Below are 26,077 nucleotides of genomic sequence, written 5' to 3'. Positions count from 1 at the left end.
ATGAACGCTCAACGTTTTGCTCGTATCCAGGAAATGCTGGCCATGCGCCAGCACGACCTCACCGTCTGCATGGAGCAGGTCCATAAGCCGCATAATGTCTCGGCGGTGATTCGTACTGCTGACGCGGTCGGCATCCATGAAGTGCACGCCGTCTGGCCTAGCGTGCGCATGCGCACCATGGTATCCGCTTCAGCGGGCAGCAACAGTTGGGTGAAAGTGCAGACGCATCGTCATATCGCGGAAGCCGTGCGTCACCTGAAAGATCAAGGCATGCAGGTGCTGGCCACCAATCTGTCGGCCAATGCGGTGGATTTCCGCGAGATTGATTACACCAAACCAACCTGCATTCTGATGGGGCAGGAAAAAACCGGCATCACCGCTGAAGCGCTGGCGCTCGCCGATCAGGACATCATTGTGCCCATGGTCGGCATGGTGCAGTCGCTCAACGTGTCCGTTGCCTCCGCGCTGATTCTGTATGAAGCGCAGCGTCAACGGCAGAACGCGGGCATGTACAAACGTCAGCACAGCCTGCTTGATGCCGATGAACAGCAGCGTTTGCTGTTTGAAGGCGGTTATCCTGTGCTTGCGCGCGTGGCGAAGCAAAAAGGTCTGCCTTATCCGCATATCAACGCCCAGGGCGAGGTGGAAGCCGATGCCGACTGGTGGGCCACCATGCAATCCACAGGTAAAAAATGAAAGGTCGTCTGCTGGATGCCATACCGCTCAGTACCCTGACCGGCGTCGGCGCCAGTCAGGCGGGAAAACTGGCTAAACTCAGCCTGTTCACCATTCAGGATTTGCTGCTGCATCTGCCGCTGCGCTACGAAGATCGCACCCAACTCTACAAGATTAATGACCTGCTGCCGGGCGTCTGGTCCACGGTGGAAGGTGAAGTGCTGCACAGTGAGATCACGTTTGGCCGCCGCCGCATGCTGGTGTGCCAGATCAGTGATGGCAGCGGCATGCTGACCATGCGCTTCTTCAATTTCAATGCCGGGATGAAAAACAGTCTGGCGCCAGGCCGCCGCGTCACCGCTTATGGCGAAATCAAACGTGGCCAGCGCGGTGCTGAAATTATTCATCCCGAGTATCGCGTGCAGGGCGAACAGGGCGGCGTCGAGCTACAGGAAACCCTGACACCGGTCTATCCCACCACTGAAGGCATTCGTCAGGCCACGCTGCGCAATCTCACCGATCAAGCGCTGACGTTGCTGGAAAGCTGCCCGATTGCCGAATTGCTGCCGTCAGAACTGAGCGGTGGCTTGATGAGTTTGCCGGATGCCCTGCGCACGCTGCATCGTCCGCCGCCCGATTTACGTCTGAGCGAACTGGAAACTGGTCGCCATCCCGCACAAAAGCGCTTAATCCTTGAAGAGCTGCTGGCGCACAACCTCAGCATGCTGGCGGTTCGTGCCGGTGCTCAACGTCATCATGCGTTGCCGATGCCTGCTAAGCATAATCTGGTGAATCAATTGCTGGCCGCGCTGCCCTTCTCACCCACCGGTGCGCAAAAACGCGTGGTTGAGGAGATCGAGCGCGATTTAGCCAACGACTTCCCGATGATGCGTCTGGTGCAGGGTGATGTCGGATCGGGCAAAACGCTGGTCGCTGCGCTGGCGGCGCTTGATGTCATCGCGCATGGCAAACAGGTGGCGCTGATGGCGCCGACTGAACTGCTGGCCGAGCAGCATGCCAACAATTTCCGCCAGTGGTTTGCGCCGCTGGGTATTGAAGTGGGTTGGCTGGCTGGTAAGCAAAAAGGCAAAGCACGTGAAGCCCAGCAGGAAGCGATTGCCAGCGGGCAGGTAGCGATGGTGGTCGGCACGCATGCGCTGTTCCAGGAACAGGTGAAATACAACGGCATGGCGCTGGTGATCATTGATGAGCAACACCGCTTCGGCGTTCATCAACGGCTTGCGCTGTGGGAAAAAGGTGAAGAGCAGGGTTTCCATCCGCATCAGCTGATTATGACCGCCACACCGATTCCGCGTACCCTGGCGATGACCGCCTATGCCGATCTCGACACCTCCACCATCGACGAATTACCGCCTGGCCGCACACCGGTCACCACGGTGGCCATTCCTGACAGTCGCCGCGGCGATATTATTGAGCGGGTGAAAAACGCCTGCCATGAAGGTCGCCAGGCTTACTGGGTCTGTACGCTGATTGAAGAGTCAGATGTACTGGAAGCACAAGCGGCGGAAGCCACCTGGGAAGAGTTGAAACTCGCGCTGCCTGGCTTGCAGGTTGGGCTGGTGCATGGCCGCATGAAACCGGCAGAGAAACAGGCGGTGATGGCGGCCTTCAAAGCCAACGAGATTCAGTTACTGGTCGCAACGACGGTGATTGAAGTCGGGGTAGACGTGCCCAACGCCAGCCTGATGATCATCGAAAACCCGGAACGTTTGGGCCTGGCTCAGCTGCATCAGCTGCGTGGCCGCGTGGGCCGTGGTGCAGTCGCCTCGCATTGCGTGCTGCTGTACAAAGCGCCGCTCAGCAAAACCGCGCAGAAGCGTTTGCAGGTACTGCGCGACAGCAACGATGGCTTCGTCATCGCTCAGCACGACCTGGAAATTCGCGGTCCCGGTGAATTACTGGGTACGCGTCAGACCGGTAATGCAGAGTTTAAGGTCGCAGACTTACTGCGCGATCAGGGCATGATCCCGGAAGTGCAACGCGTGGCACGCCATATCCACCAGCACTATCCAGAGCAGGCTCAGGCGTTGATTGAACGCTGGTTGCCAGAGACCGAGCGCTACAGCAACGCTTAAAAGTGGGCAAAAGGCGGCGTGTTGAAGAGCCAAAACGACACGATGCCCGCCCTTACTCGCTACGATCGATCGCCATAAAATCTCCGACAAATTTCTGCAACAGACGCGCCAGCTCGGTGCGCTCGCTATCCTGCCAGTTCTCAAACAGATGCTGATAAATCTGCGCCCGTGCGGCATCGATTTTATCCGTCATCGCTTTGCCAGTGACGGTAATGACTGCTTCGTTGACGCGTTTGTCTTTGGCATTTTTCTGCCGTTGCGCTAACCCCAGCTCTTCCAGTTTTGCCACCTGACGGCTCACGGTGGTGTAATCGCGTCCGGCGCGCTCTGCCAGTTCCACCACGCCAATCGGTCCAAAGCGGCCAATCTGGATCAGCAGCGGAAATAACGCACGATCGAGTTGAATATTGGACTCTTTTATTAGTAATTCATCACGTTGCGGGCGATTAAAAGTACCCACAATCATCAGCAGCGCATTATGCAGATCGTCGAACTCTGCATTATTATGTGTATTTTGCACACTTTTCATTGACGTTATCCCGAGGCAGAACTAATGTGTGCATATTACACATAATTTCCGATTATCTGAAGGAGAAAGCATGAAAGCAGCTATCGTTTCCACAGCGGGCGAACAGCCGGTTTACGGTGATTTTCCCGAGCCACAAGCCGATGAACAGCATGTGGTTGTCAGCGTTAAAGCGGCTGCCGTCAGTCAACTGGCGAAGGCACGCGCTTCTGGCAAACACTACAGCGCCACCACACATTATCCTTTTATCACCGGCATTGACGGTACCGGTACGCTCAGCAATGGCGATCCGGTCTATTTTCTCGCCTTTAATGCGCCCTGGGGCAGCATGGCGGAAAGAACGCAGGTTCCCGCCGCGGCCATTGTGCCATTGCCCGCTTCGCTCGATCCGGTGCTGGCTGCCGCCATCGCCAATCCGGGCATGTCCTCCTGGGCAGCGTTGACGCGCCGGGCGCAGTTGCAGCCGGGTGAAACCGTGTTGATCAATGGCGCCACCGGCACCTCAGGTGGATTAGCAGTGCGAATAGCTCGCCATCTTGGCGCAGGCAAAATCATCGCCACCGGACGCAATCGTGAAGTACTGGATCAATTGCGTGCCCAAGGCGCGGACATCACCCTGACGCTGGATGAGTTGCCCGGCGCACTGCCTGCACTGATGAAAGAAGGCATCGATATCGTGCTGGATTACCTGTGGGGCCAGAGTGCACTTGATATCATGCAGGCGGCTGTCGCGGGGGGAGAGAAAGCGGTGCGCTTCGTGCAAATCGGCTCGCTGAGTGGCCAGGAGATCACCCTGCACAGCAAGCTGTTGCGCTCATCCGGTCTGACATTAATGGGCAGCGGGCTGGGTAGCGTATCCGATGCGGAGCTGATTGCCTGTATCAGCGAAATGTTGAATGCCGCGGCAGAGAGTGATTTTTCGGTCGCTTTCCAGATGCGTCCGTTGAGTGAAGTGGCTCAGGCCTGGCAGGAAGATGATAGCCGTAGTCGTACCGTGTTTACGCTTTAAATCAATGCAAGTGAAAAGGGGCATTGCAAACGATTGCTTTCACACCGCAACCGTTTAAAATCGCCCCTTTGTTGTCATTGAGAACGCGCACCATGTCCGTTAATACTGCTGAATCTCATCAGTCAGCCCGTCCACAGAGTGAACTGATTTACCGCCTCGAAGACCGTCCACCGCTACCGCAAACCCTCTTTGCGGCCTGTCAGCATCTGCTGGCGATGTTTGTCGCGGTCATCACTCCTGCGCTATTGATTTGCCAGGCGCTGGGTTTACCGGCTCAGGATACGCAACACATTATCAGCATGTCGCTGTTTGCATCGGGTGTGGCTTCAATCCTGCAAATCAAAACCTGGGGACCAGTCGGTTCTGGTTTACTGTCGATTCAAGGCACCAGCTTTAACTTTGTGACACCGCTGATTATGGGCGGCATGGCGCTGAAAAATGGCGGTGCCGATGTCCCGACCATGATGGCCGCGCTGTTCGGTACGTTGATGGTGGCCTCCTGTACCGAAATGGTGCTGTCACGCGTCCTGCATCTGGCTCGTCGTATTATTACACCGCTGGTTTCCGGCATTGTGGTGATGATTATTGGCCTGTCACTGATTCAGGTTGGCCTGACCTCGATTGGCGGCGGCTTCGCGGCAATGAGCGATCACTCTTTCGGCGCGCCAAAAAATCTGCTGCTGGCTGGCGCGGTATTAGTGGTGATTATCCTGCTTAACCGTCAGCGCAATCCCTACCTGCGTGTGGCCTCACTGGTGATCGCCATGGCTGTCGGTTACGGATTGGCATGGGCGCTGGATATGTTACCTGCCACCAGCGCGCCCGCCGATCAACCACTGGTGGCGGTGCCAACACCGCTATATTACGGCCTCGGTTTTGACTGGAACCTGTTGATCCCGCTGATGCTGGTGTTTATGGTGACCTCACTGGAAACCATTGGCGATATTACTGCCACCTCGGATGTGTCAGAACAACCGGTGAGTGGTCCGCTGTATATAAAGCGCTTGAAAGGCGGCGTGCTGGCTAACGGCCTCAACTCATTTGTATCCGCATTGTTCAATACGTTTCCGAACTCCTGCTTCGGGCAGAACAACGGCGTGATTCAGCTGACCGGCGTTGCCAGCCGTTATGTGGGTTTTGTCGTGGCGCTGATGCTGATTGTGCTCGGCCTGTTCCCGGCGGTGAGTGGTTTTGTGCAGCACATTCCTGAGCCAGTGCTGGGTGGAGCCACCATCGTGATGTTTGGCACGATTGCGGCATCGGGTGTACGCATCGTTTCGCGCGAGCCGCTGAACCGCCGCGCCATTATGATCATCGCACTGTCGCTGGCCGTTGGCCTGGGTGTTTCACAGCAACCGCTGATTCTGCAATTCGCCCCGGACTGGCTGAAAACCCTGCTCTCCTCAGGCATTGCTGCCGGTGGTATCACCGCAATCGTGCTTAACCTCGTCTTTCCACAGGAAAAGTAATCCTTAAGGCAGGCTGCGGCCTGCCTGTTATTTATCCGCTTTTACATCCAGGCTGTTGAGCTGTAACGGTAATTCAGGCATAACAACCTCTTACCGGATAAATATCGGGATGGATGGATGCGATGAAATTTTTAGGCAAGTTTTTCCTTACCTTACTGCTGCTGATTCTGCTGGGGCTGGTTGTCCTGTATGTCTTGCTGCAGACACAGTGGGGCGCAGGTTGGTTTAGCCGTTGGGTAAGTGACAAGACCGCCTGGCATCTCTCCCTCAGCAAGATTGAGCATAACTTCTCTTCTCCCTCGCACATCATGCTGGATGATTTCAGCTTTGGGCACGATGGTCAGCCAGCGGTGTTGGTGGCCAAGCGCGTCGACCTCGGACTGGCACTGGTGCAATTCAGTGACTGGCTGCATTTTGATAGCATCGACGTGCGTGATGGCGAGATTAACCTCGCGAATCAGACGCCCGATACCACGCTGCCTATCCAGGCCAATCGCCTGCAACTGAATAACGTGCGCATTGATAGCCCGCACAGCATGCTGCCGATGATCGCTGAACGGGTTAATGGCGGAATTATCCCGTGGAAACCGACCCCGACGGATATGCTGGGCAGCGATGCACAGTTCCAGATGAGTGCGGGCAAGCTGACGCTGAATGGTGTTCCGGGCAACAATGTGCTGCTGCAGGGAAGTGTGAAGCAGCACCGCATGATATTCAGCAATATTGGGGCCGATCTCGCGCGTGGTTCGATGACCGGCAACGCCGAGCGCGACACGCAGGGTAACTGGAAGATTGATCAGCTACGTCTTAATGATATCCGCCTGCAGACCCATCAAAATCTGAGTGATTTCCTCAATCCGCTGCGCGACGTGCCGTCAGTGAGCATCAATCGCCTGGATATGACCGATGCGCGACTGCAAGGGCCGGATTGGGCTGTCACCGACCTCGATTTAACCCTGAAGAACATCACGCTGCGTGGAGATGACTGGCAAAGCGATGATGGCTCACTGTCGATGAATGCCGGTAACTTCATTAATGGTGGCTTTGAGCTTAACGATCCGATTGTGAATGCCAACTTCTCGGCGCAGGGCATTGAGTTGGCCCAGTTCAGTTCACGTTGGGCCAATGGCGTGATCCGTGCCAGCGGCAACTGGACGCGCAGCGATAAACGCCTGACGCTGAATGATTTAGCTATTGCCGGGCTGGAATATACCTTACCGCAGAACTGGCGCGATCGCTGGCAGCAAGCATTGCCATCATGGCTGGATAGCGTGCTGGTGACACACGCTACGGCCAATCGAAATCTGGTGATCGACATCAACCCTGCTTTCCCATTCCAGATGACCGCGCTGGATGGTAACGCCGATAACCTGCTACTGGCACGCCAGCATCAGTGGGGAATCTGGGGCGGTAAAGCGAGCTTTAACGCGGCGGAAGCAACGTTTAATCGCACCGATCTGCGCCATCCTTCCATTGCCTTTAATGCTAACGATCAGCAAATTCAGGTGACAGAAATGAGCGCCTTTAACGGCAATGGTTTGCTGGAGGGCACCGCGAGCGTTGGGCAGGATGCACAGCGCCCATTGACACTGAATCTCAAAGGTCAGGCGGTGCCAGCCAATGTGTTGCAAAACTGGGGCTGGCCTGCATTGCCTCTTAGCGGCAACAGTAATCTTTTGCTGCAGGTGAAAGGTTCATTGAGTGCTGCCGCGCCATTGCGCCAAAGCGTTGAGGGGAATGTGTCAGTGACCACCGATACGCAATCGGTGCAGCAGACGATGCATGCGGGTCAGGTTCAATAGGTTTTCAGAAAAGGCAGCGGTGCGAGGAATGCCGCGTATCAGTAGCGACACCCTGTCGCTCACCGATGCGCCATTCTTCACGCTGCTACCGATTGAGGTTGAAGATGGCTACAACGTAATCTGCACGCATTAATTAATGCGTGCACCCGAGCCACCCTCTTCTAATGCACCATCTGCATCGGCTGGCAGTACGATATAAACCCCTTCAAACACCGCACCCAGCTCATCATCACCAAACAGTTCCACTTCCATCTGCACGCGCGCTTTACGACCACGCGCCAGACGGTCAAGGTCGCCACTCAGTGATCCCAGGTCGGCAATCGCACCCGGACGTCCACTAATGGGCTTACTGTAACGAATATGAGCATCGGCAAGGATGATAGTGCCGCCGAGATGCCGCTCGCGCAGTAATAGCCAAATCAGCCCCCAGCCTGTGAGCGTAGCCAGTGAGAACAAGCTGCCAGCGAATAACGTGTGGTGCGGGTTCTGGTTGCCGGTTTCTGGCATGGTAGTAACGAACTTCTGCCCGGTATATTGCAGAATGCGCACGCCCATTTTCTCACTGAGCGGAATATGCTCGTACCAGGCCTGCTGCAACTGACCACACCAGTCAGCGCGGTGCAGGATATCATCCAGTGTCACCACCGGTTTGATCATCAGGAAATGGCGCACCGGCGTGGTTTGTGGCGCGGTGATTTCACCCTGATTGACATAGCCCAGCTTGGCGAAGAACTCCACGGCGTCTTCACGCGCGCTACAGGTCACACGCTTCGCCCCTTCCTGACGCGCAACGGATTCCAGCGTCATCGCCACCAGCGTCCCTAATCCTTTGCCCTGCACTGAAGGGTGTACGGCCAGGAAGCGGATGGCCGCTTCGTTTTCCGCATTGATATAGAGACGGCCAACCGCAACAGGATCGCCCTGCTCATCGACCACCATCTGATGATGCGCCAGCGCATCCCAGGCATCACGCTCAGAGCCCTGCGGCTGACGCAGTGGCTTACGTAACATTTCCCAGCGGAACTGATAATAAGTATCCAGTTCTTCCGCCGTTTGCGGCACACGAAGATGATACATAAAGTGATTCTCTCGTTCGGAGCTTGCGTGGCTGATCCCTGGCCGCTCGGCTGAAAACCTCACACCTGCAACCAGAAGGTCACTGGACCATCATTCACCAGTGAAACCTGCATGTTGGCAGCAAAACGACCGTTCGCCGTGGTCACACCCTGTGCCCGGCAACACTCGCTGAAATGGTAATAGAGACGTTCGGCTTCCGCCGGTTCGGCACCACCTGAGAATGAGGGACGCATGCCTTTGTTGGTGTCGGCGGCAAGAGTGAATTGCGAAACCACCAGCACGCTGCCACCGGCCTGCTGTACATTCAGGTTCATTTTGTCGTTCTCATCACCGAAGATGCGATAACCCAGCACACGTTCAGACAACCGCTGGGCCTTTTGTTCGTCATCGCCCTTCTCCACCCCTAACAACACCAGCAAACCGGCGCCAATCTCACCCACCGTCGCGTCATCCACCACGACGCTGGCGCGACTGACGCGCTGAATCAAAGCAATCATGTTTCCTCTCGTTCTTTTTCGCGTTCCTGCTGTTTTAGCTGGCGATAGTCATCCAGGGTGACGGTGATTTCCGCGCCTAACAACACAATACACCAGGTCCAGTAAACCCATAAAAACAGAATCGGGATGACTGCCAGTACGCCGTAAATTAATTGATACGAAGGGAACATCGTAACATAGAGCGCAAACCCTTTTTTGCCCAGCTCAAACAGCAGCCCGGCGACAATCGCACCGATCAGTGCATCACGCGTTGGCACACGGCGCGTCGGGACGATGCTATAGAGCAACCAGAACGCGAGGATAGCGAGCACCAGAGGGAAGATTCGTAGTACCTGATCGATAAGGCTGGTCACGCCAGTGACATTGACCCAGCGCAGCGATAACAAGTAAGAGCTGATGGCCAGACTGGCACCGGCCAGTATCGGGCCCAGCGTCAGGATCATCCAGTAGACGGCAAAGGAGTAAACCATTGGCCGTGGTTTAGTACTGCGCCAGATCGCGTTGAGTGCGCTGTCCACCGAGTGCATTAGCAACAGCGCGGTCACGATCAATCCGACAATCCCCACCGCTGTCATTTTATTGACGTTGGCCACAAACTGATCGAGGTAGCGCTGGATAACGTCACCGGCTGCCGGCATAAAATTGCTGAAGATGAAGTGTTTAAGCTGGACGCTGATCTCCGAAAACATCGGGAAAGCGGCAAAAAGCGCAAACACCACGGCGATCAGCGGCACCAAAGCCAGCAATGAGACGTAGGCCAGATTCCCGGCCTGCGTCGTCATGTTGTCTTCATCAACGCGTCGCCACAGCAGTTTGACCCACAGGAAAAACGCGTGCGCCGAATGGCGCAAATGGTTACGTGTTACCACTCAGCGACGGCTCGCGAACCAGTCCGGCACAGTTTTCGCGTCTTCCACCAGCACGCTCTCAATCCCCAGAGCGCGGGCCGCATCAATGTTGGCGCGATTATCATCAAAGAACACCGCCTGATCGGCGGTATAGCCTTCGTGCTCAAGCACATATTGATAGATACGCGCCTCAGGCTTGCGCATGCCTATGTCTTGCGACATATAGACGTGATCGGCTGCCTGTTGCACTTCCGGATATTGCGTTGGCCAGAACTCAAAGTGCAACTGATTGGTGTTGGACAGGATCACCACACGCTCGCCATTAGCGCGCAGTGTGTTCATGATCGCCAGTGTTTCCGGACGCACACCGACAAACACCGCCTGCCAGCCCGCGGTGAATTGCGGATAGCTCAAGGCGATATCCAGTTGATCACAGATACGTGCCGCAAACTCGGGATCGCTGATCTCACCACGTTCGTGTTTCTCGAATGCTTCATCCATCTGGAAGCGACTTTGTAATGTCGCCAGCGGCACACGTCCCAGGTCACTCCAGACGCCGAGCACGCGATTAAAATCGATATCAACAATCACATTGCCTAAATCAAAGATGTACAGCATGACGCCTCTCCTTCTATTCCCTGGATCATTCACTCTAGCGGCAAAAAGCATTGCTGAACAGGTACGATGAGGAGGAAATAAGCGTTCTGGAATCGGGGACAACTTTCACAAAGCGAGCGTTGCAGCGGGTTGCAGGCACAAAAAAGCCCCGCGATGCGGGGCTTAAATATCAGACTGTTTCGCTTACTCTTTACCGCCGCGAGACGCACGCTTACGGTCGTTCTCGGTCAGGTGACGTTTACGAATACGGACTGACTGCGGAGTCACTTCTACCAGTTCGTCATCATCGATGAACTCGATAGCCTGCTCCAGCGTCATTTTCTGCGGTGGAACCAGAGTGGTCGCTTCGTCAGTACCTGACGCACGCATGTTGGTCAGTTTCTTACCGGTCAGGCAGTTAACTGTCAGGTCGTTAGAACGGCTGTGAATACCGATGATCTGGCCTTCATAAACCTCAGCACCGTGACCCAGGAACAGCTTACCGCGATCCTGCAGGCTGAACAGTGCGAATGCGACTGCTTTACCCTGGCCGTTAGAGATCAGTACACCGTTCTGACGCTGGCCCACTTCGCCTGGACGCACATCGTCATAGTGGCTGAAGGTGGAGTACAGCAGACCGGTACCTGAAGTCATGGTCATGAATTCGTTACGGAAGCCGATCAGGCCACGGCTTGGGATCATGTAGTCGAGACGTACACGGCCTTTGCCATCTGGATCCATGTTTTTCAGATCGCCTTTACGCTCACCCATCGCCTGCATCACTGAACCCTGGTGGGTTTCTTCGATGTCGAGGGTCACGTTTTCGAATGGCTCTTGTTTACGGCCTTCGAATTCGCGGAAGATAACTTTCGGACGGGATACCGCCAGCTCGAAACCTTCACGACGCATGTTCTCGATCAGAACAGACAAGTGCAGCTCACCACGACCAGACACACGGAATGCGTCTGAATCTTCGGTTTCTTCAACGCGCAGTGCCACGTTGTGTACCAGCTCTTTGTTCAAACGCTCCAGGATCTGGCGCGAAGTCACATACTTACCTTCTTTACCGCAGAAAGGTGAAGTGTTGACGTTAAAGAACATGGTAACGGTTGGTTCATCGACGCTCAGGGCTGGCAGCGCTTCAACCTTCTGCGTGTCGCAGATGGTGTCAGAGATGTTCAGCTCGCCCAGACCGGTCACAGCGATGATATCGCCTGCTTCAGCCTCGGCGCTCTCGATACGTTCCAGACCCAGATGGCCCAGTACTTTACCGACTTTACCGTTACGGGTTTTGCCTTCGCTATCTATGATAGTGACTTGCTGGTTCGGCTTGATTTTACCGCGCTTGATGCGGCCAATGCCGATAACGCCCAGGTAGTTGTTGTAGTCCAGCTGCGAGATCTGCATCTGCAGTGGGGCTTCAACTTCAACCTGTGGTGGAGAAACACGATCCACAATCGCCTGGTACAGCGGGGTCATGTCGTCTGCCATGTCGTTGTGATCCAGACCGGCGATACCATTCAGCGCTGACGCATAAATGATAGGGAAGTCCAGCTGCTCGTCAGTCGCGTCGAGGTTAACGAACAGGTCAAACACCTGATCAACAACCCAATCAGGACGCGCGCCCGGACGGTCAACTTTGTTGATGACTACAATCGGCTTCAAACCATGAGCAAAGGCTTTTTTGGTTACGAAGCGGGTTTGCGGCATAGGGCCATCCATCGCATCTACAACCAGAAGCACCGAGTCCACCATGGACATAACACGTTCCACTTCACCACCGAAATCGGCGTGTCCTGGGGTATCAACGATGTTGATACGGTAGTCGTTCCATTTGATGGCGGTGTTTTTTGCGAGGATGGTAATCCCACGCTCTTTCTCCAAATCGTTGGAGTCCATTACGCGCTCAGTCGCTTCGGTACGAGCATCAAAAGTACCGGACTGTTGTAACAGCTTGTCAACCAGGGTGGTCTTACCATGGTCAACGTGCGCGATGATGGCGATGTTACGCAAATTTTCGATCACAGCTTTGCCTCAGGCATTATAGAAATAACGCGGTATTGTACACGGATTAAGCGAAAGACTGAACATGATCACAGTATTCCCTTAAAGTTTCTCTTAGTGCTGTTTTTTAGCACCAATAACGGTGCATTAATCTGCACTGCGATGGGATTTTGCACCTTTTTGGGGCGATAATTGATCTGTGAAGCACCAAATTAGTGCGAATCATCCATACTGGTGCAGTGACCGACTCACGAAAGAGCGCGTCACAGCGCCATTTTTACCATTGTAATAAAGTTGGCACAGAATTCGCTTTATATCTTTCAAGCGAAAACGACAGTTATACAACGGTTGAAAAGAGCTTGCCGAGATCTTGGTTAGGGGTGGTCAGTAAGCGTGACACATTCCAGGCAACGAAGTTCTCTCACCATGACGATTATGACCATTTCCAGGAGAGTTTAAGTATGTCCGCTGAACACGTCCTCTCGATGATGAACGAGCACGAAGTTAAGTTTGTTGACCTGCGTTTTACCGATACCAAAGGTAAAGAACAGCACGTTACTATCCCTGCTCACCAGGTTAACGCTGACTTCTTCGAAGAAGGCAAAATGTTCGATGGCTCATCCATCGGTGGCTGGAAAGGCATTAACGAATCAGACATGGTGCTGATGCCGGATGCGACCACTGCGGTTATGGATCCGTTCTTCGAAGATCCAACGCTGATCATCCGTTGTGACATCCTCGAGCCAGGCACGCTGCAGGGCTACGACCGTGACCCACGCTCCATTGCTAAACGTGCAGAAGAGTTCCTGCGTTCTTCAGGCATCGCGGATACCGTGCTGTTTGGACCTGAGCCAGAGTTCTTCCTGTTCGATGACATCCGTTTCGGTTCTTCTACTTCAGGTTCACACGTCGCTATCGATGATATCGAAGCCGCATGGAACACCGGTAAAGAATACGAAGGCGGAAACAAAGGTCACCGTCCAGGTCTGAAAGGCGGTTACTTCCCGGTTCCACCAGTCGACTCAGCTCAGGACATCCGTTCTGCTATGTGTCTGACCATGGAGCAGATGGGTCTGGTGGTTGAAGCTCACCACCACGAAGTTGCAACAGCAGGTCAGAACGAAGTGGCTACCCGCTTCAACACCATGACCAAAAAAGCTGACGAAATTCAGATCTACAAATACGTGGTGCACAACGTTGCTCACGCGTACGGCAAAACAGCAACCTTCATGCCTAAGCCAATGTTCGGCGATAACGGTTCTGGTATGCACTGCCACATGTCCCTGTCAAAAGGCGGCGTGAACCTGTTCTCTGGCGACAAGTACGGCGGCCTGTCTGAAACTGCTCTGTTCTACATCGGCGGTATCATCAAGCACGCTAAAGCGATCAACGCCCTGGCTAACCCAACCACCAACTCGTACAAGCGTCTGGTCCCGGGTTACGAAGCACCTGTTATGCTGGCTTACTCAGCACGTAACCGTTCAGCTTCAATTCGTATCCCAGTGGTTGCGAGCCCGAAAGCACGTCGTATCGAAGCACGCTTCCCGGATCCAGCGGCTAACCCGTACCTGGCCTTCACCGCGCTGCTGATGGCGGGTCTTGATGGTGTTATCAACAAAATCCACCCTGGCGATGCGATGGACAAAAACCTGTATGACCTGCCTCCGGAAGAAGAAGCTGAGATTCCAAAAGTTGCAGGCTCTCTGGAAGAAGCACTGAACGCACTGAACGAAGACCGCGAGTTCCTGACCCGTGGCGGCGTGTTCACTGATGACGCAATCGACGCGTACATCGAACTGCGTAAGCCAGAAGTTGACCGCGTGCGCATGACTCCGCACCCCGTTGAGTTCGAACTGTACTACAGCGTTTAATTTAAAAAATTTCAGCGCATTTCACGCCGCTTATTGGCGGCGTAAATAACCTGAACGTTTTTTTGTTGCCGTGGAAACTTTAGCCCATCTCCGGATGGGCTTTTTTCACCGCGAATTCTTCGTTCGAATGATAGTTTTCAGTCCCAAAAGGCTATAATGCACTAATTTAGTGCAGAGGAACGCTGTATGGCAACTGGCACATTGCCCGACGCGGGGCAGATTCTTAACTCTCTAATCAACAGTATTTTGCTGGTCGATAACGATCTGGTTATCCATTATGCCAATCCGGCAGCGCAGCAATTACTGGCACAAAGCTCACGCAAATTGTTCGGCACGCCATTACCGGAATTAACCGGCTATTTTTCGCTGAATATTGAGGTGATGAGCGAGAGTCTTGGAGCAGGCCAGGGCTTTACCGACAGCGAAGTGACGCTAGTGGTCGATGGCCGCGCGCACATTATGTCGCTGACCGCACAGCGTCTACCCGATGGCCTTATCCTGCTGGAAATGGCGCCGATGGATAATCAACGCCGTCTCAGCCAGGAACAGCTGCAACATGCTCAGCAGGTCGCCGCACGTGATTTAGTGCGCGGACTGGCGCATGAAATTAAAAACCCGCTCGGAGGTTTACGCGGCGCCGCGCAGTTATTAACGCGTGCTCTGCCCGATCCTTCGCTGCATGAATACACCCGGATTATTATCGAACAGGCGGACCGCCTGCGTAATCTGGTTGATCGTTTACTGGGGCCCCAACAGCCCGGTATGCACGTCACACAAAGCATTCATCAGGTGGCGGAGCGCGTGGTCAATCTGGTGTCGATGGAGTTACCGGACAATGTCTCGCTGGTGCGTGATTACGACCCGAGCCTGCCCGAGCTGCCACACGATCCCGATCAGATTGAGCAGGTGCTGCTCAACGTGGTGCGTAATGCACTGCAGGCGCTGGGTGACGAAGGCGGCACTATCGTGATCCGTACCCGTACCGCGTTTCAGCTGACGCTGCACGGCACCCGTTATCGGCTGGTGGCGCGTATCGATATTGAAGATGATGGCCCTGGGATTCCTGCTCAGCTACAGGACACGCTGTTCTATCCGATGGTGAGTGGTCGTGAAGGAGGAACCGGTTTAGGTCTCTCCATCGCCCGCAGCCTGATCGATCAGCATTCAGGAAAAATAGAATTTAACAGTTGGCCAGGACACACCGAATTCTCGGTTTACCTGCCTATTCGCCAGTGAGGTTTCTATGCAACGAGGGATAGTCTGGATCGTCGATGACGATAGCTCCATCCGCTGGGTGCTTGAACGTGCGCTCACTGGAGCCGGTTTGAGCTGCGCGACATTTGACAGCGGCAATGAGGTGCTGGATGCACTCTCAAGTAAAACCCCAGATGTATTGTTATCAGATATTCGCATGCCAGGCATGGATGGGCTGGCGCTGCTGAAACAGATTAAACAGCGTCACCCGATGCTGCCGGTCATCATTATGACGGCGCATTCGGATCTTGATGCCGCCGTCAGCGCTTATCAACAAGGCGCGTTCGATTACCTGCCAAAGCCGTTTGATATTGATGAAGCGGTCGCACTGGTTGAACGTGCGATCAGCCATTATCAGGAGCAGCAGCAGCCGCGTAATCAACCGGTGAGCGGCCCGACTACGGACATCATCGGCGAAGCGCCGGCGATGCAGGATGTGTTTCGCATCATTGGCCGTTTGTCGCGATCTTCCATCAGCGTGCTGATTAATGGTGAATCGGGTACCGGTAAAGAGTTAGTGGCGCATGCACTGCATCGCCACAGCCCGCGTGCCAAATCACCGTTTATCGCGCTGAATATGGCGGCGATCCCGAAAGACCTGATCGAATCCGAATTGTTCGGGCATGAGAAAGGGGCCTTTACCGGGGCGAATCAGATCCGTCAGGGCCGTTTTGAACAGGCCGATGGGGGTACACTGTTTCTTGATGAAATAGGTGACATGCCGCTCGACGTGCAAACCCGATTGCTGCGCGTGTTGGCCGATGGCCAGTTCTATCGCGTGGGCGGCTATGCACCGGTGAAAGTGGATGTGCGTATTATCGCGGCAACCCACCAAAATCTCGAACTGCGCGTGCAGGAAGGCAAGTTCCGTGAGGATTTATTCCATCGCCTGAACGTGATTCGTGTGCACTTGCCGCCATTGCGCGAACGTCGCGAGGATATCCCACGTCTGGCGCGTTACTTCCTGCAAGTCGCCGCGCGTGAGTTGGGTGTTGAAGCGAAGATTCTGCATCCGGAGACGGAAACAGCGCTGACGCGTCTGCATTGGTCCGGTAACGTGCGCCAGCTGGAGAATACCTGCCGCTGGCTAACCGTGATGGCTGCAGGCCAGGAAGTGTTGATTCAGGATCTGCCACCAGAGCTGTTTGAGTCAAGCACGCCGGACAATCCGGTGCAGTCGCTGCCGGACAGCTGGGCCACCCTGCTGGCACAATGGGCGGACCGCGCGCTGCGTTCCGGTCATCAAAACCTGCTCTCTGAAGCGCAGCCGGAGATGGAGCGCACACTGCTCACCACCGCTCTGCGTCACACTCAGGGTCACAAGCAGGAAGCCGCACGTTTACTGGGTTGGGGTCGTAATACTCTGACGCGTAAACTGAAAGAGCTGGGAATGGAATAAGTGAGAACCAGGGGAGCGCGATGCTCCCCTGGTTTTTATATCACCCGCGAGAACTGCTGCATGCGAGCCTTTTGACGCAGATAGCGATCAAAGCACATGCAAATATTGCGAATCAGTAAACGCCCAATTCCTGTGACCTGCAGGCGACGACCACGCTGTTCCAGCAAGCCATCTGCCATCAATGGCGCCAGTAACGCTAAATCTTCCGCAAAATAGGCTTCAAAAGTGATGGGCCATTGCGCTTCAATTGCCGCAAAATCTAATGAGAAATTGCAGATCAACGTCTTGATGACATCACGGCGCAGGCAGTCATCGTCACTCAGTGTCAAACCACGCCATAGCGCGTTCCCACTCTGCTCTACGCTAGCATAGTAAGCCTTTAGCTCTTTTTGGTTCTGCGCATAACTGTCTCCCAGCATACTGATCGCCGAGACACCGAATCCCACCAGCTCGGTTTCGCCTTGCGTGGTGTACCCCTGAAAATTGCGGTGCAGTTCACCCGCACGCTGCGCGATGGCCAGCTCATCATTCGGTTTAGCAAAGTGGTCCATCCCGATGAACTGATAGCCTGCATCGGTCAAGGTGCCAATGGTTTGCTGCAGGATTTTCAGCTTCTGTTCCGCACCAGGTAGCTCTTCATCTTTGATTTTGCGTTGTGCAGCAAACAGCGTCGGCATGTGCGCGTAATTGAATACGCTGAGACGATCGGGATTAAGCGCGATGACTCGCTGTAAAGTGAAGGCAAAGCTTTCGGGCGTCTGCAGCGGCAGGCCGTAAATCAGATCCAGGCTCACTGAGCGGAACCCTCGCGCACGCGCACGTTCAACCAGCCCAAAGATAGTCTCTTCATCCTGCACGCGGTTGACGCGCTCCTGCACCGCTTTATTAAAGTCCTGCACACCCATACTCAGGCGATTGAAACCTTCAGCACGCAGATGATCGATCATCTCCAGCTCAATTTCGCGTGGATCGACCTCGATAGACATCTCAACATCATCAGCAATATCAAAATGGCCACGCAGCAGCGCCACCAGCCGGCTGACCTGAGCTTGATTGAGAAAGGTTGGCGTACCACCGCCCCAGTGCAAGTGCGTGACGCGGCGTCCGGCAAACAGCGGCGCACGCTGGCGAATTTCCTGCTCCAGCACATCCAGATAGCGATCGGCCTTGTGCAGCTGGCGCGTCACAATCTTATTGCAGCCGCAGAAGTAGCAGAGGCGATGGCAGAACGGAATATGGACATACAGCGACAGGGAGCGTTGAGGATAGCGTTCAACCGCAGACTGGAAGCTGGCCTCGCCAAAGTTCTCATTGAACTCCAGCGCAGTGGGGTATGAGGTGTAACGCGGACCCGCGTAATTGTATTTTTCAATCAGCCGCTGGTCCCATTCAATCTGCTGCGATGACATGCTCACTCCTTACGGTGACGTCGTTTGAGAGAGGGTCGCGTTGCAGAAGAGGAGAGATAGCGGTGAGCCGTACGCCGGCGTAAACGCGACTTCAGACGCGACAGGCGACGAAGTTTAAACAATAACCACAGGAGATAACATGTCAGCAGCAGCGCTAAAATTGATCCAGGCCAAAGCATCAGCGAATACCTGTTTAGCGCGGCATGCGCAAAAGCGCACGCCGATCAAAAATGACTTAGTTGCCTTTTAACAAGCGCATCATATCGACTTCGGCTTGTTCATCTTCAGCACCGTCATCCAACGCGATACCGAGGGTTTCCATCAGTTCGTCAATGCGATCCAACGTCTGATCGAGCCATGCCTGATCTTCAGCGCTGAGTGTCTCACCACTTTCCAGACGATCCAGTAAGGTGTCCAGACGTTCATCATTTTCCAGCTTCGCCAGCTCTTCTTCCGGCGTCAGACGAACTTTTTCCGCTTTCGGCTTGGCTTTCGCTACCGGCTTTTTCTCCGGTACGGTTTTACCATCGGCCACCAGCGCAACCGGATTTTTACTGCCGGTACGTGGATCGGCATTTTTCTGACCCTGGCCTTTGCCAGCGCCTTTGGTTTCCGGGTTCGCACGGCTGCCCGCTTTATGGCCGCTGTGCTTTTTATCGCGTTTACGATCGCGTGCTTCCTGGTTCAGTTCTTCACGCGATTTGCGTTTAGCTTTAGCAGCAGGTTTGCCACGCTGGGCTGGTGCAGGTTGCTTCATGGTGTCCGGTCTCGGCGATTTTTCTTCAGTATAGAATTGCGGCGAAATCTAGCAGAAAGATGACAAAGAAAAAAGGCGATAGCCTATGCTATCGCCTTATTTCGCACCTTCTAATGAAGGAATAACGGTATAAATCCTTTACAGCTCTCAACGTCCCGGTTGCTCCTTCGCCTCATCGCTCCTGCGAGTAATCCTTTTCCTTGTCCGACTCATACCTGAATCACATCCTGCCATGCTCCTGGTCATCCCCGACACTCCTGAGCGCATCATCCTGATGGGTGCTGCCGTGCACTGACACCAAATGTAGACCAATCAGTAAAATGAACAAGTGAGACATGTCTTTAATTTAGAGCGGTAATTTTCAATACCTATTTATCTTATTGAAAATATTACACTATCTAACATGTGAATATTCTATTAATCGGTAATGGCTGGCAGTAATTATCGTCGATCTCTTACAAAATGGCGCGTTAAGACGCTATCGGGCACTTTTGCGCCATAACAGGTATAATCAGCCCAATTGACCGAATCACTTTGCTGGAGCTTTACTTTGTCTGCTTTGAATTATCACATGACCCACTTCGTGCTCAGCGCCCCGGATATTCGCCATTTACCGGCAGATGCGGGCATTGAGGTCGCGTTTGCCGGACGCTCTAACGCAGGCAAATCCAGCGCGCTGAATACCATCACCAACCAGAAAAGCCTTGCGCGTACCAGTAAAACGCCAGGTCGTACTCAGCTCATCAACCTGTTTCAGGTCGTCGAGGGGAAAACCCTGGTCGACTTACCGGGTTATGGCTACGCCGAAGTCCCGGAAGAGATGAAACGTAAATGGCAGCGTGCGTTGTCTGAATATTTGCAGAAGCGCCAGGCACTGAAAGGCCTGGTGGTGCTGATGGATATTCGCCATCCGCTGAAAGATCTCGACCAGAATATGATTGAGTGGGCAGTCCAGAGCGGCATCCCTGTACTGGTGCTGTTAACCAAGGCAGATAAGCTGGCATCTGGCGCACGTAAAGCGCAGCTCAAACTGGTGCGTGAGGCAGCATTAGGCTTTATGGGTGATGTGCAGGTTGAGATGTTCTCATCACTCAAGAAGATCGGCGTTGATATTGTTCGTCAGAAACTGGATAGCTGGTTCAGTGAACTGGAACCGGCGCAAGAAGATGAAGAAGCCCCTTCTGCGTAATGTGAAGCGCGGGTTTACGACCCGCTTTTCAGAAAAAGCCCAATAAAAAACGCCCCAGTCATAAATGACTGGGGCGGCTAAATATTCAGCCAAATCCGATTACGTGAAGTAAAAGGTCTGAAAGATAGAACATCTTACCTCTGTACCCTACGCGATGAACTTTACCTGATTTTTCCTGACCAACAAAGGGTTTTTTGTTGTTAAGTTTCAGGATTCCACATCTTTTTTACCGGGTTCGTCACACTTTGGCTTAAGGCGTGTAGTTTAATTACTAAAAAAATGCTTAGCCGATAGGCAGTTACAAAATGCGCATTTAACAAGCGGCTTTACATCGTTGCTGAACCGATTAAGTAAACTTTTTTCTTATGACGATGTCAGCGGCATGGATATACCGCCGACAATGTTTTCTTAGTGCGCCTGATCCCAATTATCGCCCGTTCCGACTTCAACCTGCAGTGGAACATCCAGCTTCATGCTGCCCTCCATCAGCTGACGGATCGTCGCACTGGCACTCTCTACCGCATCCTTATGGATCTCAAACACCAGTTCATCGTGTACCTGCATGATCATTTTCACGGCATCATCCTGCTGTTGCAGTAACCAGCCATCCACGGCGATCATCGCGCGTTTGATAATGTCCGCTGCGGTGCCCTGCATCGGGGCGTTAATCGCCGCGCGCTCTGCTGCCTTACGGCGAATAGCGTTACTGGAGCTGATATCCGGTAACCACAGGCGGCGACCATCCAGTGTCTCCACATAACCCTTCTCTGCCGCCTGAGTGCGCGTCTCTTCCATGTAACGCAGTACGCCCGGATAACGCTCAAAATAGAGATCCATATACTTTTTCGCTTCGCCTGCGCCGATGTTGAGCTGGCGCGACAGACCGAAGGCGCTCATGCCGTAAATCAAGCCAAAGTTAATTGCCTTGGCACTTCGGCGTTGCTCACCTGATACCTTGCTCAGCGCGACTCCAAAGACTTCTGACGCCGTTGCACGGTGAATGTCTTCACCCTGCGCAAACGCATCCAGCAGGCCTTTATCCTGCGACAGATGCGCCATGATGCGCAGCTCAATTTGCGAGTAGTCAGCCGCGACGATGCGATTATCTTTACCCGCAATAAAGGCCTGACGAATACGACGACCTTCATCGTTACGCACTGGGATGTTTTGCAGGTTGGGATCGGTAGATGAGAGACGCCCGGTAGCCGTGACCGCCTGATGATAGGAGGTATGCACGCGGCCAGTCATCGGATTGATCATCAAAGGCAGTTTGTCGGTATAGGTCGACTTCAGCTTAGACAGGCCACGATGTTCCAGAATCACTTTGGGCAGCGGATAGTCGAGCGCCAGTTCAGCCAGCACTTCTTCGCTGGTAGACGGTGCGCCGCCAGGGGTTTTCTTGGTAGGCTTGATGCCCTGCTTTTCAAACAGAATGGTCTGCAGCTGCTTGGTGGAGGAGAGATTAAACGGCTCACCTGCCAGCTCATGCGCTTTCAACTCCAGTTCCGCCAGACGCGTGGTCAGCTCCTGCGAGTGTTTGGCCAGAATGTTTTGATCGATCAACACGCCGTTGCGCTCAATGCGTGAAATCACAGTCACCAGCGGCATTTCGATATCAGTGAAGACCTGTTTGGGACCCGCTTCCTGCTCCAGCTTCGGCCACATTTTAAGATGCAGCTGCAACGTGACGTCTGCGTCTTCTGCTGCGTAATGAGCGGCCTGCTCAATAGCAATCTGGTTGAAGGTCAGCTGATTTTTTCCTTTACCGGCAATCTCTTCGAAGGTGACGGTTTTATGGTTCAGCCAGCGCGAAGCCAGGCTATCCATATCATGTTTACCGCCGACGCTGCTCAGGCAATAGGATTCCAGCATGGTGTCGAATTTAATGCCGTTCAGCTCAATATCGTAGTTCTTCAGCACGCCACGATCGTATTTGAGGTTCTGGCCGACTTTTGCAGATTTAGCGTCTTCCAGTAACGGTTTTAGCTGCTTCAACACGTCATTGCGATCCAGTTGGGCTGGCGCATCAAGATAATCATGAGCCACCGGAAGATAAGCCGCTTCACCCGGCGCAACCGCAAAGGAGAGGCCGACAATGTTGGCACTCCAGCTATCCAGAGAATCGGTTTCCAGATCGAAGGCAAAAAGTTCTGCTTTTTTCAATTTTTGCAGCCACTCGTCGAAGGTTGCCTCATCGAGAATAGTGACGTAGCCGTCAGATGACAGCACGCTGGCTGTTTCAACAGCCTCAACCGCAGATTCAGTAGCCAGTGATTTCTGTGCCTGCACATTGCTCTTTTTGCCTTGCAGCCAGCTACCGTCCTGTAAATCGCTGATCCAACGTTTAAATTCATAGCGGCCGAAGAGATTCTGCAGTTTTTCAACGTCCGGCTCGTTGACGGTGAGTTGCTCACAACCCAGTTCCAGTTCTACGTCAGTCTTAATGGTCGCCAGCTGATAGGACAGGAATGCGACCTCGCGGTTCTGCTCCAGCTTCGCTGCCATGGTCTTCGCGCCACGGAACGAGAGGTCCGCCACTTTATCCAGGTTGTCATAAATTGACTGCATACCGCCTAAGCCCTGCAGCAGCGCCTGTGCAGTCTTCTCACCCACGCCAGGCACACCCGGAATGTTATCCGAGCTGTCACCCATCATGGCGAGGAAATCGATAATCAGTGAAGGTGGCACACCATATTTCTGCTCGACCTCTTCCGGGCCCAATACGGTATTAGTCATGGTGTTAATCAGCGTAATGCCCGGCGTGACCAGCTGCGCCATATCTTTATCGCCAGTGCTGATCAGCACCGCACGGCCCTGCTTTTCTGCTTCCAGTGCCAGAGTACCAATCACATCATCAGCCTCAACGCCAGTCACCGCCAGCAGCGGTAATCCCATCGCTTTGACCATCTCGTGCAGCGGCTCGATCTGTGCACGCAGATCGTCGGGCATTGGCGGACGATGCGATTTGTAGTGCTCGAATAATTCATCGCGGAAAGTTTTACCTTTCGCATCGAAGACCACGGCCACATGGCTCGGCTGATACTGCATCAGCAAACTTTTCAGCATGTTGAGCACACCGTACATCGCGCCCGTGGGCTCGCCTGCACTGTTGGTCAGCGGCGGAAAGGCATGATACGCCCGGTAGAGATAAGAGGATCCGTCTACCAGAATCAGGGGATTTTCTGCAATTTGCGCCATAGGTTCGTATTTTCTTCGTTGCGATAATGAGGGCTATAAGGATGCCACAACCAGAGAGGAATGTTGAATCAGAGCAGGGTTGTCAGGATCTTTTTCGTCGTTACGCGGAGTGGATCGCAAGGATCGGTCTGTGGATAACTTTGTGCGTAAAATTCATAACGTATTGTTATTTACGCTTATTGCAATCATTTTACAGATAAAAGTTATTGTTTTTCAATTTGTTATTAACTTACCGTGATGAAGTGCGCCTTTTTGAAAAGGTGATCGTCCATGTGGATATTAAGCGGAGGGTTAACAGGGATATCATGATTACGTCATCAGTAAGGGCGTAAAACGCCGACATCGCCGGCGTTTATTCGCGCTTAATTACTTCTTCTCAACCAGGAATTTCACTACGTTGGCGTAATCGGCAACGAAATTGTCCATAGAGCTGGTATCCAGACCGCCGTTGTTCACCATATATTTGCCGTTCACGAAGATGGCTGGCACGCCCTGAAGATTAAGATCGGACGCCGCTTTCTGCTGCTGTGCAACCAATGCTTTCACCGCAAAGCTATTCCACGCTGCATCATAATCTTCTGACGAGATACCCGCCGCCTGGATGAAGGTGGCTTTCAGGCTAGCCGCATCGGTGATGGTTTGGGTTTTCTGAATACCGTCGAAAATCGGTGCAGTGACTTTGCTTTCCACGCCCAGCGCCATCGCTACCGCCCAGGCTTGAGTCACAACAGGACCAAAGTCTCCGCCGAGGAAATCAACGTGATATTTAGTCACTTTAGTGTCTGCTGGCAGGTTCTTTTTCACGGCATCACTCACGTGATAGACGCGTTCGAACTGGTAGCAGTGCGGGCAGAAGAAGGAGAAGAACTCCAGTACCTGTGGCTCACCAGCAACCGGCTTTGGCAGTGTGACGAATTGTTTGCCGTCATTAAACTGTGCCGCTGAGGCGCCAAATGCCAGCATTAAACCTACCAGCGCAAACATAATCTTTTTCATCGTGAAAAAATCTCCTGAGTACTTCATTAAAATTGCGGGCTAAGCTGCAACGGGGGTTGATGTAACAGCCTCTCCTGCTCGATAAATAGTGCAATCTGTCGGCGCCAGAAATCCTCATCGGTCATCCAGGGAAAGGCGCGCGGAAAAGCCGGGTCCTGCCAGCGGCGAACCACCCAGGCCAAATAATAAACCATGCGCATAGCGCGTAAAGGCTCAATCAGTGACAATTCATGTAAATCAAAGTCACTGAATTCATTATAAGCTTCCAGCAGAATATCCCACTGAATCAGCTGTTCCTGACGATCGCCGTTTACCAGCATCCACAGATCCTGCACTGCAGGCCCGTTGCGCGCATCGTCAAGATCGACAAACATCGGTCCATCGCGCCACAGGATATTACCTGGATGGCAGTCGCCATGCAGCCTGAGCGGCTGCCATTTATCATGCCAGCGCTGCTGTAAGGTGCCGATAAGTTTATCAACGGCGTTCAGCAGCGCATCCTTCAGGGCAGCCGGTACCAGCGTGCTTTGCTCCAGCTCCTGGCGAGGTTGTAAGACATACTCTTCCAGGCCGAACGTTGGCCGCTGTTGAAACAGGCTTTGGCGACCCGTTTGATGGATACGCCCGAGAAATCGGCCCACCCACTCCATCTGTTCTTCATTATCGGTTTCATACTGTCGCCCACCCAGGCTTGGGAAAACGGCAAACATAAAACCGGCATGGTGGTTAAGCGTACTGCCCTGCAATGCCAGTGGTGCAGCAACAGGTACTTCATCGGCCAGCAGATCATGCGTGAACTGATGCTCTTCCAGAATTTGTTGCGCACTCCAGCGTTGTGGCCGATAGAACTTAGCCACATAGCGACGTTTGTCGTCATCACTAAACTGATAGACACGGTTTTCGTAGCTATTGAGGGCGGTTAAGCCTGATTCGACACGCAGACCCGCATCCCAAAGTGCATCCAGGATGACATCGGGGTCCAGCGTCTGGAAATTAAAGGCGGCTTCGCTCATCATTTTGCCTGTGTGTTACCGTTGCAAGGAATGCGCAAGGATAACACTACTCATCATCCTTAATCACACCGCGTGCACGTAATAGCGCGGTTTTGAAGTCCACTTCATAATCCTTTTTCAGTCCGGGAATTTCCGCATCGCAGCCAGCGTCACGCATTTTGAGATGGTAAATCAATATGTCATCGGTTAATTCACTTAATGGGCCACTGAAGCCTGATTCCTGCGCCAGTTTCTGTAAAAATGCCAGCAGGTTAAGGTCTGACTCCTTTTGCCAGGCCGGTTGCAGGAGTTCAAACAATTCATTAAGTCGGTGATATTTCATCATTGATTCCTCTATGCAGTGGTAGGCTGCCGTTATGCAAGTATCGTCCAGTTTGATCAAGGAGACGAA

General features: G+C 53.5%; 21 protein-coding genes. 9 read left to right on the top strand and 12 right to left on the bottom strand.

Annotation, left to right across the window (positions count from 1 at the left end; all coding sequences use genetic code 11):
• Together trmH and recG are read left to right on the top strand one after the other, a co-directional pair.
• Nucleotides 1–696, top strand: coding sequence for a tRNA (guanosine(18)-2'-O)-methyltransferase TrmH (gene trmH, locus LH22_RS02565; RefSeq protein ID WP_034823857.1), 696 nt, complete (start codon nt 1–3; stop codon nt 694–696).
• Nucleotides 693–2,771: an ATP-dependent DNA helicase RecG gene (gene recG / locus LH22_RS02560; RefSeq protein ID WP_038644019.1), complete on the top strand. Its 2,079-nt coding sequence runs from the start codon at nt 693–695 to the stop codon at nt 2,769–2,771. The genes trmH and recG overlap by 4 nt, the downstream gene beginning before the upstream one ends.
• Nucleotides 2,772–2,823: 52 nt before the next feature.
• On the opposite strand, the gene LH22_RS02555 is transcribed toward recG, so the two are convergent.
• A complete protein-coding gene (locus LH22_RS02555) occupies nt 2,824–3,300 on the bottom strand; it encodes a MarR family winged helix-turn-helix transcriptional regulator (RefSeq protein WP_038644017.1) in 477 nt (158 codons plus the stop codon).
• Between the two features lie 70 nt (nt 3,301–3,370).
• Here LH22_RS02555 and LH22_RS02550 point away from each other — a divergent pair, with 70 nt between their 5' ends.
• The 3 genes from LH22_RS02550 (at nt 3,371) to LH22_RS02540 (ending at nt 7,577) form a co-directional block, all read left to right on the top strand.
• On the top strand, nt 3,371–4,306 hold the full coding sequence (locus LH22_RS02550) for a quinone oxidoreductase family protein (protein WP_038644016.1): 936 nt from the start codon (nt 3,371–3,373) through the stop codon (nt 4,304–4,306).
• A 92-nt stretch (nt 4,307–4,398) separates the two neighbouring features.
• Entirely contained in the window at nt 4,399–5,775 is a 1,377-nt protein-coding gene (locus LH22_RS02545; RefSeq protein ID WP_038644014.1) for a nucleobase:cation symporter-2 family protein, read from the top strand.
• A gap of 122 nt (nt 5,776–5,897) precedes the next feature.
• Nucleotides 5,898–7,577, top strand: a complete 1,680-nt coding sequence (locus LH22_RS02540; RefSeq protein WP_038649774.1) for an AsmA family protein — start codon at nt 5,898–5,900, stop codon at nt 7,575–7,577.
• Nucleotides 7,578–7,706: 129 nt separating this feature from the next.
• On the opposite strand, the gene fabY is transcribed toward LH22_RS02540, so the two are convergent.
• The 5 genes from fabY to typA all read right to left on the bottom strand — a co-directional run bounded on the left by fabY (nt 7,707) and on the right by typA (nt 12,621).
• Nucleotides 7,707–8,654: a fatty acid biosynthesis protein FabY gene (gene fabY / locus LH22_RS02535; RefSeq protein ID WP_038644013.1), complete on the bottom strand. Its 948-nt coding sequence runs from the start codon at nt 8,652–8,654 to the stop codon at nt 7,707–7,709.
• Between the two features lie 59 nt (nt 8,655–8,713).
• On the bottom strand, nt 8,714–9,151 hold the full coding sequence (gene dtd, locus LH22_RS02530) for a D-aminoacyl-tRNA deacylase (protein ID WP_038644012.1): 438 nt from the start codon (nt 9,149–9,151) through the stop codon (nt 8,714–8,716).
• Complete coding sequence (locus tag LH22_RS02525) at nt 9,148–10,020, bottom strand: virulence factor BrkB family protein (protein ID WP_038644010.1); 873 nt, start codon at nt 10,018–10,020, stop codon at nt 9,148–9,150. Before LH22_RS02525 ends, dtd begins: the two co-directional genes overlap by 4 nt.
• The gene (gene yihX, locus LH22_RS02520; protein WP_038644008.1) at nt 10,021–10,617 is read right to left on the bottom strand and encodes a glucose-1-phosphatase; all 597 of its coding nucleotides are present in this window, start codon (nt 10,615–10,617) and stop codon (nt 10,021–10,023) included.
• 183 nt (nt 10,618–10,800) lie between these two features.
• The gene (gene typA / locus LH22_RS02515) at nt 10,801–12,621 is read right to left on the bottom strand and encodes a ribosome-dependent GTPase TypA (protein WP_034823899.1); all 1,821 of its coding nucleotides are present in this window, start codon (nt 12,619–12,621) and stop codon (nt 10,801–10,803) included.
• Between the two features lie 440 nt (nt 12,622–13,061).
• On the opposite strand from typA, the gene glnA reads away from it, so the two are divergent.
• The 3 genes from glnA (at nt 13,062) to glnG (ending at nt 17,124) form a co-directional block, all read left to right on the top strand.
• On the top strand, nt 13,062–14,471 hold the full coding sequence (glnA, locus tag LH22_RS02510) for a glutamate--ammonia ligase (RefSeq protein WP_034823901.1): 1,410 nt from the start codon (nt 13,062–13,064) through the stop codon (nt 14,469–14,471).
• 186 nt (nt 14,472–14,657) lie between these two features.
• Entirely contained in the window at nt 14,658–15,707 is a 1,050-nt protein-coding gene (gene glnL, locus LH22_RS02505; protein ID WP_034823903.1) for a nitrogen regulation protein NR(II), read from the top strand.
• Between the two features lie 7 nt (nt 15,708–15,714).
• Nucleotides 15,715–17,124 (top strand): nitrogen regulation protein NR(I), encoded by a 1,410-nt coding sequence (gene glnG / locus LH22_RS02500; RefSeq protein WP_034823905.1) that lies wholly within the window; start codon nt 15,715–15,717, stop codon nt 17,122–17,124.
• A gap of 35 nt (nt 17,125–17,159) precedes the next feature.
• On the opposite strand, the gene hemN is transcribed toward glnG, so the two are convergent.
• Nucleotides 17,160–18,533, bottom strand: coding sequence for an oxygen-independent coproporphyrinogen III oxidase (hemN, locus tag LH22_RS02495; protein ID WP_038644006.1), 1,374 nt, complete (start codon nt 18,531–18,533; stop codon nt 17,160–17,162).
• 235 nt (nt 18,534–18,768) lie between these two features.
• Nucleotides 18,769–19,290, bottom strand: a complete 522-nt coding sequence (gene yihI, locus LH22_RS02490) for a Der GTPase-activating protein YihI (protein WP_038644005.1) — start codon at nt 19,288–19,290, stop codon at nt 18,769–18,771.
• 550 nt (nt 19,291–19,840) lie between these two features.
• On the opposite strand from yihI, the gene yihA reads away from it, so the two are divergent.
• On the top strand, nt 19,841–20,479 hold the full coding sequence (yihA, locus tag LH22_RS02485) for a ribosome biogenesis GTP-binding protein YihA/YsxC (RefSeq protein ID WP_038644003.1): 639 nt from the start codon (nt 19,841–19,843) through the stop codon (nt 20,477–20,479).
• A gap of 408 nt (nt 20,480–20,887) precedes the next feature.
• Here the strand turns inward: yihA and polA are convergent, their stop codons facing one another.
• The 4 genes from polA to LH22_RS02465 form a co-directional block, all read right to left on the bottom strand.
• The gene (gene polA, locus LH22_RS02480; RefSeq protein WP_038644002.1) at nt 20,888–23,677 is read right to left on the bottom strand and encodes a DNA polymerase I; all 2,790 of its coding nucleotides are present in this window, start codon (nt 23,675–23,677) and stop codon (nt 20,888–20,890) included.
• Nucleotides 23,678–24,043: 366 nt separating this feature from the next.
• Nucleotides 24,044–24,673, bottom strand: coding sequence for a thiol:disulfide interchange protein DsbA (gene dsbA, locus LH22_RS02475; protein ID WP_038644001.1), 630 nt, complete (start codon nt 24,671–24,673; stop codon nt 24,044–24,046).
• Between the two features lie 26 nt (nt 24,674–24,699).
• Nucleotides 24,700–25,686, bottom strand: coding sequence for a serine/threonine protein kinase (locus LH22_RS02470; protein ID WP_038643999.1), 987 nt, complete (start codon nt 25,684–25,686; stop codon nt 24,700–24,702).
• Between the two features lie 46 nt (nt 25,687–25,732).
• A complete protein-coding gene (locus LH22_RS02465) occupies nt 25,733–26,008 on the bottom strand; it encodes a YihD family protein (protein ID WP_038643998.1) in 276 nt (91 codons plus the stop codon).
• Nucleotides 26,009–26,077: the final 69 nt, after the last annotated feature.

The sequence above is a fragment of the Pantoea rwandensis genome (assembly GCF_000759475.1).
GTDB classification, from domain to species: Bacteria; Pseudomonadota; Gammaproteobacteria; order Enterobacterales; family Enterobacteriaceae; genus Pantoea; species Pantoea rwandensis_B.
The sequence above is the reverse complement of the archived record's forward strand: the minus strand, read 5'-3'. Positions and strand labels throughout refer to the sequence as shown.